The following is a 13378-nucleotide window of genomic DNA, read 5'->3' as shown; positions in this document are numbered from 1 at the left end:
GTCTTGTCATACATAAAGTTTATTGGGTTAATAAAAAATTTCGGTTACTTGTATAACTTCGTTAGGATTTAATTTAGAGCTTAATTTATGATGATTTTTTTACTTATTCAATGATCAAAGAAACAGGGCAATGATCCGATCCCATCGCTTGTTGCCATATTTTGGCTTCTTTGATTCGAGGGGTAAGGCTTTGAGAGGCGAGAAAATAATCAATGCGCCAGCCTACATTTCTTTCGCGCGCTTGGCTCTGGTAACTCCACCACGTGTAATGATCACCTTCCTCTGTGAATAGTCGGAAAGTGTCTACAAATCCTGCTTCGAGGATATTATTAATGCCACTGCGTTCTTCAGGTGTAAAACCTGCATTTTTGGTATTGGTTTTTGGTCGTGCTAGATCTATCTCTTTATGAGCTACGTTTAAATCACCGCAAAACACTACTGGTTTTTTCTTCTCTAAGGTTTTTAGGTATTTGAGAAAGTCAGCGTCCCAAGTTTGGCGATAATCCAAACGCGTTAATTTTCGCTGTGCGTTTGGTGTATACACGGTAACTAGGTAATAGTCTTCAAATTCACAGGTAATTACCCTGCCTTCTTGGTCGTGCTCCTCTATCCCTATATCATTTATGATAGATATAGGCTTTTTTTTGCTAAAAATAGCCGTTCCAGAATAGCCCTTTTTTTGCGCTAGATTCCAATAACGATGCGGATAATCATCCAATTCAAGAGTGACTTGATCAATAGAACTTAACTTGATTTCTTGTAAACAAATGACATCAGGGCTTTGTTGAGTAATCACTGAGTAAAACCCATTTTTGATCGCTGCTCGTAACCCATTGACATTCCATGATAATATTTTCATGCTTTTTTCTCCAAAATTTTGTTTACTTCTTTCCAAATCATTCGTGAAAATCCTTGCCGTGTTTTACAAGACCTAAATTTTGCGACGACACCTGAAGGAGTTGTTATGTGAATTGTCGTCAAAATATAAGAAGATTCAATAGATTTTACCCATATTTGACAGTTCTCTTCTATATCATTTAGAAAACGTTGTTGTAGCCAATCAGGAGAAAACCAATTTGTGAAGTAGTTGTAACGAGAATCTTCTATTTTTAAGGGATAATTGCGATAAAATTTTTTCCAAAATAGATCATCTTTGTAAGGCGCATCTTTGACAAAGTCATTCCATTTACTTTCATCTATATTAGCGAAATGGAGTTGTAAAAAATCAAAAAAGGCTTCCCACCCTAAAGAGCAAATAAATGTATACATTTCATCGCTGACACTAATGCCTTCAATGTCGTATTTACTGTGATTAGATGGTAAGATATCACAGTAATAACTACGCGATTCCTTCGCAGAAAAAGAAAATTTTTGTTCAAAGTTATCAACGTTGTGTTTTGTAGGAGTAATTCGTTTAAAACGTCCATCGCGTACTCTATATAGATTTAGTTTTTTATACAGAAGGAAGCCTATTTCACGAAATTCTTGACGTATAAAAAAATGATGACGTACATAGTCATCTAATTGTTTGTTGTCAACGATAGCAATGAGTTTTTTGGACATGATTTCATTGCGATGGATTCGCACAGCAACTAAATGACCATTTTGTTGTTGATTTTTTGTTCTTCCAGCGAAATATGCAGCGTTTCCACCTTCGCCTGAAGCGGGTTCTTTAGAAAGACAACATACTTGCTCCTGGGTTATCTCTAAAATCCACGGATCAGTGGTTACTGCTTTGATTCCGCTTTTTTTTATGTTTTTAACATGCTCTTCTATTGTACCGTGGAAAAATATCATTTTTTCGCCTCAAAAACAAATTCTTTACCTGCTGTTTTGCCTTCTATATATTCACAATACGATTGTGGATTTTCGAAAATTGCGGTTAGCATTTTAGCCATTTTAGAGGCTAGTAGTCCATCCATAAATCGGTGATCAAAAGTACAACACAAATTAAGGCGTTTACGTATCTCAATTTGATCAGCGTCATTGACTACCGGCTTTTTATAGATGCCTCCAACTGCTATTTGTCCTGGGGTACGTCCTATATGAGTAAGAGGTACAAATACTAACTCCATTCCCAGAGTTCCTACGGATGTGACCATAAGACTTCCCATGGCATCTTTAGGTATACCGAGCCAAGCCAAACTGATATTCCAGTCGTATTGCAACCAGTTAAGAAATTTTACAAGTGTTGGCATCGCGCGCCACGGAATTATACTAAAACGCGATTGACTTTTACGCATTGGATGATTCTTAGAGGAACGTACTTTGCTTGTTTTGCGAATTACGTTTTCTGCAAACTCCGCGATTCCCTTGTTATGTGCATTTTTGATACAAATACCAACTAGCTCTGTTTCAGCTCCCTCCATGGCGACTTGAAAGAAGATATCAACATTTTCACGTAAATATATCTTGCGTCTTGCAATCATTCCGTTTAGTTGAGGGTAACGATCAAGAGTTAAGGCGATAATTCGTCCAACAAGATGATTAATTGTAACTTTTAAATCTAACTTTGTACGCAACTCGTCTATATAACAAAGTGCGTTTTCGCAGTCGAGTTCGAGGACTGCGTAAACTTGCGGATCTCCTACTTTTCCCCAATTTCCCATCGATAGTTTTCTGAAATTAGAAGGGTTTTTGAGAGGTTGCATTTGCACGTTTTTTAAAACCATATATTACCTTTCTAGGATTTAGATCAATTTATCATTTTGTTGTTGTTTTTGATGTTATTATATTATTGTGTAGTGAATCTTGAATTTGACTCGCCTTAATAAACAATAAGTTCCACCTACAATACTCTTTCTTTCCGTAACAAAATGGTATAAAATAAGTATGTTTTGATTTTTGATACGCGTTAAGAGTACAACATAAAATAAAAGGAGAACAGCATGGCTAATTTTAAACAACATTTGGAATACGGTATAGCAACAAGTTCTATTTCTTCGGGAGTTGCGTATGCTCAATTTGGATTAGATCCTGTGCAAAGTTGCGCTGCGTTTATTATTGGTATTATTGCCAGTATTGCCCCAGATTTCGATCATCCTACAAGTACCCCTGGAGATTTTTTGTTTAACTGTTTGTCAATTATTTTGCCTCTTGCGATTATTGATCGTTTTTTAAAGACAAATACTTTACCTTTAGAAATGTGGGTTTCATTTATGGCCATTGGTTACTTATTTGTCAAATATGTTCTAAGAACTATTTTCGATAAAATTACTGTTCATAGGGGAATGTTTCATAGTATACCGGCTATCATTTTATGTGGCGAGTGTATTTTCTTATTGTTTGCACATATTGAAATAGAAAAAAGATTTGTTATTGCGATCATTGGTATGCTGGGTTATTTAACTCATTTAGTTGCTGATGAAATTTATTCTGTTGATTGGCAAGGGCGCTCACTTCGTTTAAAAAAATCGTCTGGTTCTGCTTTAGATCTAGGAAGTCTTCGAGATTATTCAACGTGGGTTACTTATTTCTTGGTAATTATTCTTGGGCTTTTAGTTTTTGAAGATAGTACAGCAATACCTATTTTTGAAGAAATGAAGAATTATTTTTCTGTTTATATGAAAAGCTAGTGCTCTGTAGAGCTGATTATTAATCTTTTGTTTTCGAATGTTATTGTAACTTCTTTCTCTCTGGTTTAAAAGAGAACACGTGGTCCTAAACAAATCAAAACTAGCTTTACAGAGTACTAGTGTTGCTCTATAATTAATGAAAATAGTACCTAGTATAGCAGAATTGAAGAGGAAAAATTTTCTCATATCCCAATAAAAAAAACAGAAAATTTCAAAAATGATTAAAAAAAACTAAAAATTTTATTAGAATAGTACATACCTATTTAGATTTTTGCAAAATCCGAGTTATTTTAGAGAACAATTAGTACACTGTAAATGCGGGTATTGTTATGTGTTTAAAAGTATTGAATTGTGATGAATAGGAATAGGCCCTAGCATTTGTATTTTAATAAAGGAAAGTGACATGAGATTTTTAGTGGCTAGTTTTTTTTGTATAATGCTTGTTTATGCGCAGGATAGCGAAAAAATAAGTATCCGTTATAAAGTTGCCCCAGAAGATACACAAGTGCGTGAAAAAATGGTTGCACATTTAGCAAAGTACTTAAAGGTCACTCAAGGGCAGAAAATTCCTTGGCTACGAAATCTTGCTTCGTTAGCAACCTATACCAACAATTCGGATAACACTGTAACGGCTGAAATTACATACAAAGTGCTATTTGAGAATTTTAATACACTTTATAACGAATCATTTGCTTTACAGAATAAAATAGCTGAAGTAGTAAAAGCGAAGGAGCTTTTGAAAAAAGAAGCGAGTGTTCAAGAGCAACTAGTAAGTGAGCATGAGAAAAGTCTTGTAAAAGAGCGAGTTACTACAAAAGAACTGCAAAAACAGTTAGAGAGTCAACAAAAACTTGTACTCCAAAAAAATGATTTATTGTCGATGTCAGAGACAAAGTGTGATGAAATCATGGCTTCGTCGGCTGAAATCATTAAAAACAAACATAATGAACTGCTTGCTCATAAAGAACAAATAGCACAATTACAAAAGCAAATTGTAACTATCAATAAATTAGATACAGACAAAAACAAAAAAATAGAAGAATTAGAAAAGAAACTCAAAAGTAATAAAGCTAATATAAAGATACTAGAAGAAAAAAATGGTATCGATTTAGTTAAAACAAAAGAGTTGCAACTTATTAAAGCGCAAAAGAAAATAGAATCTTTGCAGGAACAAGTTCAGTCTTGGTCAAGTCGCTACAAAAAACAGCAGAAAGCACTATATGAGTTTTCACAAAAAATAATTCATACAAAGCAACATCTAGCAAAGATAGAGTATTTATCTAAAAGAAATGCCCAAACACAAAAGAAAATAGATCTTCTTGTTCTTTCTCATAATGAACTAAAAAAGAAAATGCAAAGTGACAAGCATCAAAAAGAAGTGAAGTTTTTACGAGAGCAAAATGACAAAATTTTGCAGGTACTGTTTTCTACCAATAATCAATTCAAAAAAATGACAATCCAAAATCAATCTTTGCAAAAAAATATTGCTCAGAAAAAAATAGAGCTCAATACAAATAAAGAACAACTTGCCCAGATAACTAAGCGAGTAAGACATATGCAGGAAAACGCCAATGTTCTCCGCAAAAAATACATGGATCTTTACAAAAAGTACTGGCAACAACAATCGCAGCAAAATAACAAAACGTTGCAGTATATTGTTGACCGCCAAGACTTATTATTGAAGGAATTCAAAAAGCTAAAAGACGAAATTTACTTTTTGTTTGACGAGGAGTAAACGTGAAAATAGTTGTAAAATGTTCTTGCGGAAAAATTTTGCGCTTACCAATGGAGTATGCTGGGCGACATGCTAAATGTCCACAGTGCAGTAAATTGAATGTTGTTCCCAAACTCAGCGAAGAAGAAAATGCTAGCCAAATAGAAGTTCGTTCTTGTCCAACTTGTGGTTCTTATTTAAGTGAAGTGGATGAAATCTGCATTTCTTGTTGTACGAATTTAAAAACCGGTGAGTGGGATGCGAGTAAAATCAAACGCAAAAATTTGTTTCAAAAACACTGGCAAGGTACAACATTCACCGTTTTGTTAATCACAATTGCTTTTTTGGCTATCCGTCTTTGGCAAAAAGATCAACAAATATCGTCATTTTTGGAAAAAGAAAATAATATAAGTAACCTGGACAAAAAGGCACTTTCAGATAAATGGCAGCGTTTGCAAAATTTCCAAAAAGGTATTCATTTGCCACAATTACTCAACTATCGCGCATCTTTATGGAAAGAACTACACCAAGATGCATCAAAAAAGCAAACGGTGCTACAAAAATGGATCGTTGCTTTACAACTCAACGACCAAAAATTTTTACACAAAAAAGAAAAAGAGTTGTTAGGACATTTTCATTTATACCAAACAAAGGTAGAGCAGCTTCTCCACGAGCAACGTTATCGTGAAGTAGTTACACGAGTTACTCCAACATTATTAGATGAAATATTTACTGTGCTACTTTTGCATAATTCTTCAGACAGCCTCAAAAAAAGTGTGACAAAATTAGTTGAACAGTATAAAGGGGCTACTCACAATGCGGCTGCTCACAATGCGTCAAAAAATGATATAACTAAAGAGAAAAAGCAGTTTCGCAGTTATCAAAAAAAATTCAAGCACTATTTGCGAAAATTTTATATTACTATGCATGAAAGGCAATATGTAAAAGCGCAAGCAGAATTGGAAAAATTTTGGAATGATATAAATGCTTTGAGTTATTTTGAGCCCGAAAATAAATTTGTTCAAGAGATTCGACAAAAACTTAAAGATGTGCAAGCTATTCAAAGATTAATTGATACAGCACAAAAAGGTGCGAAATATAGTAAAGGCCTAAAGAGAAACCTTTCTTTACGCAATCATAAAAAAATTATTGGACGTATAGAAAAGTACAACGAAAATACTTTTTATATTGTAAACGGTAACAAAGAACACTATGTACATCTCGTTAATTTATCAGATAAAGATATTATCTTTTTTGCTTTACGTGAAGACAAAAATGATGACACTTTCTTGAACGCTGCTATTTTTTTAGGTTATGAAAAAAATTACCATATGGCTGTTAGAATGTTGAAAAGAGCTCAGAGTGAAGGTGCTAGTTTTCAAGAAATTAAAGTGTACTACGATTGGCTGCAAGAAATGAGCAAGGAGACTAAGTAAGTGGTCAGTTACTTAGTTTAAAGTGGTAATCTTAACGAGATTTATTATATAATTATGAGTATGTCTTCATAAGATATACTTGAAGCCTACAGAATTTTCACTACTCTGTATTATAAGTTAGAAAGGCAATTATTTATGTCTACATATTCAATAAAGGTAAATTGCTCATGTGGCAAGATACTAAAAGTTCCAGAAAAATACGCTGGGAAAAGAGTGAAATGCCCCTGCGAAAGAAAAATATTAATTCCAACTATTCAAGAAATTAAAAAGAAAATAGGTGATGACAAAGAAGACCTTCGCAATTGTCCAACTTGCGGTGCCTTCTTGAACAAAGATGATGTCATATGTGTAGCATGTAGAATGAACTTACAAACCGGTGAGTGGGACAACAGTGCTCCTCCCGCAACATATACAAAACCAAAAAGCAGTAAATTTGAATATATTGCTACAGCAGCAATAGTCATTGTTATTGTGATGGCTGGTATATGGGTTATGTCAGACAAAACACCGCCTCCTTCTAATCAAGACAATACAGTCATGAATCCTGATAAAGATAATATGGATTTAGCTGCGGCTTGGTCAAACCTCAATAATATGCCAGAAGACAATTCTCAAGCGATTAATAAAAAAATGGAAGCCTTTGCTAAAAAGATTTTAGGGGCTGATGTTACAAAAACGATGGAAGATTTAGAGAATAAAAAATTTGAGTTGATGGCAAAAGAGGCACACGAAAGTTTAGAAAAAGACATGGATCCAGTTAGCCGTTGGTATTCTTTAGAGCAACTAACTAATCAATTTCGTGGAACAGTATACACTGCCAAAAATATTAAGTCTGATCAACATGAACAAATGGAAAAAATCAAAACCACTGTTAACGCCGAGCAACAAAAATTGCAAGGTTATATGGAAGCAAAACAATACCAGAGAGTTTTGATGGAATCTTTTCAATTTTCAAATCAAATACCATTTTCTCTAAAAAGTAATGCAGAAATAAAGCCAATGTTGTCGCAAATTGATAATCTTTACCAAGAAGCGTTATCTAATTTGCATACAAAGCAAGAAGAAAATATTCAAGAAGTTTCGCCAGAAGATAATTCTCAGCAAGAAGAACTTCAACAATTAGAAACTAGAATTGCCAGCATTATTCAAAAAGTACAAGTGATGAATACAAATTGGGAATACAAGAAAGCTTTAGATCTTGTAGAGCCACTGGCCATAGAGGCAGAAAAATACCGTGAAACAGAATCTCAAAATGTCGCAGTGATTCTTGGCGTTCATGAAGTTCTTATTCGCTTAAGCAAGTTATGGGGTGCAGCAGAGCAAGGTGCTGAGTTTTCAGTAGGCAAAAAGAAGCAGTTATTTTTGCGAGCTAATGATAAAGCATATGTAAATGGTACTGTGTTGAAATACAAAGACGGAAAAATTCAGATATTAACACGTGAAAAGAAGACTAAAGTTCTTTCACTAAAGGATATTCGCGCAGATGAAATTGTTAATAAATTTGCTTTGGAGAGTGATTTTCCCAAAGAATATATATACAGTTTAGCAATGTTCTTTTATGCTTCTAACAATATGCCTTTTGACGTGCGTGATACATTTCAAAAAATAAAAAAACCAGACGAATCGCACAATAACTTATTGGCTAGAGCACAAGCAGAAATCGATAGACGAAAAGCAGTGCAAGATCAAATTGCGCAACGTACAGAAGAAGCAAACACAGAAAAAAATCTTAAGCGCGAAGAAGAAGCTCTTAAAAAAGATAAACAGCGTGCATGGCGCCATGCACAAAGTATAGTTGAAGAATATAATGGTGGACATTTTGAGAAAGTACTTGATTACTTGCAAATAATCAAAGATATTTTGCCAAAAGATGAAGTAGTTAAAATGAGTAAAAAACTTGGTTCTGAAGAAGGATTTACTTTACAAAAATTTGCGAATTTAGCATTAAATAGTTGTGCTACGTGCGAGGAAGGGCATATTGAGTGCTATACTTGTTTTGGTGTTGGATCAATTATCAGAAAAATACAACTTAAAGAAAATACTGTTGAGAAGAAAAGACGCTGCCCTACTTGTAATGGTAGGAAAAAATTGCGCTGTCCAAGGTGCTATACACGACGTTTTAGTAAGCCTTTTCAGATGCTTGAAGCTTGGTATGATGATTTGCACTAATTTCAACCAATCATAACAACGCAAAAACCGTCAATTGTATGATCATACAATTGACGGTTTAGGGACGCGGAAAGAAATAATCTACCCTATTTTGCTTGCTTTTTTATCTACTAGCGTCGTTATTTTTCATTTATAGAACAAGGCTATACGCATTCAAAATGCCTAGCTAGTAAATAAAAATTCTGCACAAAATGGGGTAGATTATTTCTTTCCACATCCCTTATTAGAGAGCCGATATTTACTTGAGAAGGTTTTTTAATTCATACCACGCATCAATGAAATCTTTTTCCACCGATAAAGAATTAAATCCATCGTCATTTAGTTTTTCACGCCCTTTGTCTTCCAAGTTTTTCATTGCGGTAGACAACTTACCATTTTTAGTTTTATAGTCACCGACACTAAGTTTGTTTCCTCGCAAATCTTGGCGAAGTGTAACAACTTTTTTTTCTACTTTTTTTGCGATTTGTTGCTGTTCAGAGGCCACATTTTTGTCATATGAAAAAATCCATTCATATTTGGCTTTCTCTTGAGAAATACTTTGCCCATTACTATCGGTAAAGTTAAGATCTCCGACTTTTAAGACAAATCTCGCAGAAAAAAAACCGCCAGGACTGGCGCAACTACATAAAAAAATGGCCAATATTAAATAACTTATCTTATTCATGATTTCTTTCGCTTCTTAAAATGTTCAATGGTTTATATAATAATAACGCCCCTAATCTCCATTCGCTTTTTTAACTGCAATAAGAATAGCTAAAGAAGAAGTAAGAATTGCAGTTATTATAAAGAATATTGTGATTATAATAAGCCAAAGTTTATCAACAGTTTTATTTATAGGAAGTTGATATTCAAAGGTCCCAGAAATATTATCTATTTCTTCTGTCGGAGAGATAGGAGAGCTTGTTGCAATCTGCGGTGTTGTTATTACTGTTTTTTGCGACGTATTGCGAACTTTGGTGTTGTAAGCACCGCGGTCTCTCTTCTGCATGATAGGCATTGGCTTCGTAATATTATTAATTGTTTGCATTGGTCTACGTCTAGTTGACCCTGTTTTTTCTCCTTGGCCTTTACGTAATTTTTGTAAATACGTGTCTAAAAAATCAGCAATAAACGTTGCGCTTTGTGGACGTTCTTGTGGTTTTTTTGCCATTAACTGTCGAATTAGGTCGTCTAAAACTTGAGGAACTTCTGAACGTATACTTTTTACCGAAGGAATAGGTGCTTTGGCATGTTTATTGATCATGGCATAAGCACTGTCTCCTCGGTAAGGAAGCTCTCCAGTCAACATTTCAAAAAATGTTATTCCCAAAGAGTATAGATCAGAAAAAGTAGTAGGGTTTCCCTTCATTTGTTCTGGAGCAGTATAGCCCATTGTTCCCACAATTGAACCTGTATCTGTTAACTTTATGTTGTTTTGCGAATTTAATCGCGCTAATCCGAAATCTGCAAGTTTTACAACTTCATCTTTGCGACTAATTAATATATTTGCTGGTTTTACATCGCGATGAAGAATGTTGGCTGCATGAGCAGCTGCTAGACCTTCCGCTGCTTGTTTTATTATTTTAATAGATGTTTTAATAGGAAGTTGACCTTGTTTTGTCAAATAATCATCAACGCTTTTTCCATCTATATACTCCATCACAAGATAGTGAATATCTTCTTCTTGACCAATATCAAATATCTTTAATACATTGCGATGCTCTAAACAACCAGCAGTTCTTGCTTCTCGCTGAAACCTCTGTGTTGCTGAATCGCTGAAAAAAGAAGTTTGTGGCTTAAGTAGTTTTACGGCTACATCAATATTTAGTGTTTTATGACGAGCACGATATACAATACCAATAGCGCCTTTACCTATCTTTTTCTTCAAGAGGCATTTGCCGAAATTTTTTCCTACAAAAGGGTCTGCAGCCAAGTCTTATTCCTTTAACGGCGTATTTTCTTCAAAACATTTTGTAAATCACTAACAAGCTCAGAAGCACTGCTGTGTCGTTTTTTAACATTTTTGTTCATCATTTTTTCAATCACACTACAAACTGGTTTTGGGAGATCAGGCTTGACTTTTCCAGGTCTTGGTGAACGTTCTAATCGTTTCTGAATTACATCAATAGGGTTGTCTCCAGGAAATGGTACTTCACCTACGACCATATGGTAATAAGTTGCGCCTAAACTATAAATATCACTACGAATATCTACGTTTGTTTGATATGTTTGTTCAGGAGAAAGATAGTAAGGAGTTCCTAAGATGATACCTTCAGTGGTAAGTGAACAAGTACGGTCTGTCATTTTCACAATACCAAAGTCAACTAGCTTTGGTACACTATCTGTTGTAATAATAATATTTGCAGGTTTCACATCGCGGTGAACTAGACAATTTTCTTCAAGATACTGTAGCGCTTTTGCGATTCCCCATATAATTTCTGTTGCTTCTATTACATCGAGAATACCTAGATCATCGAGCATTTCTTCTAAAGATTCACCATCTAAATACTCCATTACAAAGAAAGATAAATCTTTACTCTGTTGTAAGTCATTTCCTGTAATTAGGTTTTCGTGATCAAAAGAAATAATAGTGCGTGCTTCTTGAACAAAACGCATAAGAACTTTCAAGTCAGACATAGCTTCAGGTAATAATGTTTTAATAACAACAATTTCTTGGTCTGTACTGCGAGTAGCAGAGTAGACCATTCCCATTCCACCAGCGCCGAGTAATTTTTGAACTTCGTAAGTCATGCCGTTACTACCTGGTAGTACTGCACCTGTCTCAAGTTCGCCATCAATATAAAGTTGTTGCACTCGCTGCATTTGTTTTTGCAGTTGGTCTAGCTCTTCCTGTAAGGCAAGTTTACTTGCTTCTACCTTCTTGGCATTTTCTTGCGCTATTTCTAGTCGTTGTTTAATTTGATCAATTTCCTTGTCTTTGTCATCCCAATCTGCGAGGGATTGTTGGTATTGATCAAGTTTTACTTGAAGATTCTCATTTTTTTGTTTGTATTGCGAAATTTCACTTTCGTAGGTCGATTTTTGTTGATAGATAGATTCTTCTACTTGTGTTTTTTCTGCTTCGAATTTATCTTCTAAACTACGCATTTGTTTACGTAAGTCTTCACTATTTTTTAAGTGTTCTTGTTTTGCGTTTTGTTCTGTTTCAAGTTGAGCTTTGAAGCGATTCACTTCTTCGTTGTATTTCTTCTGAAGTTCTTCATGTTCTTCTTCTAGTCTTTGTTTGCGTTCAAGTTCTTCTTTTAGCTTAGCATTTTCTTCTTCATGTTCTTGTTTTAGTTCATCAGCAACACCAAAAAACTCTTGGTATTCTTCTTTATTTTTAGAGCTCTTTTGGATTTCTTCTTCGAGTTTTACAGCCTTGTTTGATAAGTCTTGTTTTTCGCCTTTTAGGTTTTTTATTTCAGCTTCCATATCCAGGCAGGTTTTTTGTGATTCTTCATAGTATTTCTTCAGCACATCAAGTTCGTTTTGAGTTTGGGCTAATCTATTTTGTAGTTTGATGTACATGTCTTCTGCGTTCTGATATTTTTCTTTGAGTTTTTTGCGCTCTTCTACTTCTTTTTCTGCTTTGTTTTTAATAAAATCGGCTGAGTTTCTATATTTCTCTAGTTCAGATTCTAATGCAAGAAATTTTTCTTCTGTAAGTTGTAAGTCTTCTTGTAATTTTGCCATTAATTTCTTTAGGCCACCTTTAGACTCTTTCTCTTTGCGAAGATTTTCAGCATAGTCCTTTAACTTATCTTCATAACCTTTTGATTTTTCATAAAGACCACGATAACATGCCAGTTCAGATTCTAAGCTTTCTATCTGCGACTGTTTACGTCCTAAAACTTCTTGAATGGTTTGCTTTTTCTTTTGCTCGAAATTAGTAAGAAGTTGATTTCTTTCATTTAGTTTTTGTTGTAAACGTTCCAGCAAACGATCTTTTGCAGCAATAAGACGTTCGTACTCTTCTTTTTCCGAAGTAGTGATTAGAACTGGTGGAGGTTGTACCGATGTTCTTTGTGGCGCGTTTTCTTGGGGTTGTAAAGTAGCGCGTTTAGCAGCGAGGCCTTCTCCAAAAGCTTTCGCTATAGACTTATCCATACGCTTACTCATCAAGTGGTTTACTTGAGATGGTTTCAAATAACCCTTTTGCTTGCAAATAGTAAGGAGCGGAATAGGGATTTCTTGATTCTCTAGTTCATCGATACACGATATTAAGTGATCTTGTGTTAAATAACCTAACTCTACCGCTTGATAAACAAATATTCTTTCTAGTGCTTTTTTCTTACTTATGGCAGCATCCATAATTATACTTTCTATATCAAATAGTTGTAGTATCTTAGCTTTGTTATAATGGAGTGTAATCGGTGGGCCCGTGTACTCACTTTATAACAAATTTACTTGCTGAATATAGATATCTATTACTTAATAAATCTCGTTTTTTTCTTGAATGAATGGCATCGGCACACCGATTACATATGTTGTAATTTAGAGAA

At 34.5% G+C, this 13378-nt stretch carries 10 protein-coding genes; 4 read left to right on the top strand and 6 right to left on the bottom strand.

All coding sequences use genetic code 11. The annotated features are described in order from the left end of the window. Positions 1 to 103: 103 nt before the first annotated feature. From UABHE_RS28050 to UABHE_RS28040, 3 genes are read right to left on the bottom strand one after another with little or no spacing between them, the layout of a single operon-like run. Positions 104 to 859 carry an exodeoxyribonuclease III gene (locus tag UABHE_RS28050; protein ID WP_372366634.1) on the bottom strand — a complete coding sequence of 252 codons (756 nt, stop codon included), beginning with the start codon at positions 857 to 859 and terminating at the stop codon, positions 104 to 106. Then, positions 856 to 1797: a hypothetical protein gene (locus tag UABHE_RS28045; protein ID WP_372366633.1), complete on the bottom strand. Its 942-nt coding sequence runs from the start codon at positions 1795 to 1797 to the stop codon at positions 856 to 858. Before UABHE_RS28045 ends, UABHE_RS28050 begins: the two co-directional genes overlap by 4 nt. Continuing rightward, complete coding sequence (locus UABHE_RS28040) at positions 1794 to 2672, bottom strand: 2-oxo acid dehydrogenase subunit E2 (protein ID WP_372366632.1); 879 nt, start codon at positions 2670 to 2672, stop codon at positions 1794 to 1796. The genes UABHE_RS28045 and UABHE_RS28040 overlap by 4 nt, the downstream gene beginning before the upstream one ends. Before the next feature lie 216 nt (positions 2673 to 2888). Between UABHE_RS28040 and UABHE_RS28035 the strand changes: the two genes are divergently transcribed. The 4 genes from UABHE_RS28035 to UABHE_RS28020 all read left to right on the top strand — a co-directional run bounded on the left by UABHE_RS28035 (position 2889) and on the right by UABHE_RS28020 (position 8894). After that, a complete protein-coding gene (locus tag UABHE_RS28035) occupies positions 2889 to 3575 on the top strand; it encodes a metal-dependent hydrolase (RefSeq protein ID WP_372366631.1) in 687 nt (228 codons plus the stop codon). A gap of 403 nt (positions 3576 to 3978) precedes the next feature. Then, positions 3979 to 5310 carry a hypothetical protein gene (locus tag UABHE_RS28030; RefSeq protein ID WP_372366630.1) on the top strand — a complete coding sequence of 444 codons (1332 nt, stop codon included), beginning with the start codon at positions 3979 to 3981 and terminating at the stop codon, positions 5308 to 5310. Positions 5311 to 5312: 2 nt separating this feature from the next. Continuing rightward, the gene (locus UABHE_RS28025) at positions 5313 to 6725 is read left to right on the top strand and encodes a hypothetical protein (RefSeq protein ID WP_372366629.1); all 1413 of its coding nucleotides are present in this window, start codon (positions 5313 to 5315) and stop codon (positions 6723 to 6725) included. Positions 6726 to 6860: 135 nt separating this feature from the next. Continuing rightward, a complete protein-coding gene (locus UABHE_RS28020; protein ID WP_372366628.1) occupies positions 6861 to 8894 on the top strand; it encodes a hypothetical protein in 2034 nt (677 codons plus the stop codon). Between the two features lie 238 nt (positions 8895 to 9132). Here the strand turns inward: UABHE_RS28020 and UABHE_RS28015 are convergent, their stop codons facing one another. From UABHE_RS28015 to UABHE_RS28005, 3 genes are read right to left on the bottom strand one after another with little or no spacing between them, the layout of a single operon-like run. Then, entirely contained in the window at positions 9133 to 9558 is a 426-nt protein-coding gene (locus tag UABHE_RS28015; protein WP_372366627.1) for a hypothetical protein, read from the bottom strand. Between the two features lie 51 nt (positions 9559 to 9609). After that, on the bottom strand, positions 9610 to 10806 hold the full coding sequence (locus UABHE_RS28010; protein ID WP_372366626.1) for a serine/threonine-protein kinase: 1197 nt from the start codon (positions 10804 to 10806) through the stop codon (positions 9610 to 9612). An 11-nt stretch (positions 10807 to 10817) separates the two neighbouring features. Next, positions 10818 to 13187, bottom strand: a complete 2370-nt coding sequence (locus tag UABHE_RS28005; protein WP_372366625.1) for a protein kinase — start codon at positions 13185 to 13187, stop codon at positions 10818 to 10820. Between the last annotated feature and the right edge of the window lie 191 nt (positions 13188 to 13378).

This window comes from Candidatus Uabimicrobium helgolandensis (assembly GCF_041508025.1).
GTDB classification, from domain to species: Bacteria; Planctomycetota; Uabimicrobiia; order Uabimicrobiales; family Uabimicrobiaceae; genus Uabimicrobium; species Uabimicrobium helgolandensis.
The sequence above is the reverse complement of the archived record's forward strand: the minus strand, read 5'-3'. Positions and strand labels throughout refer to the sequence as shown.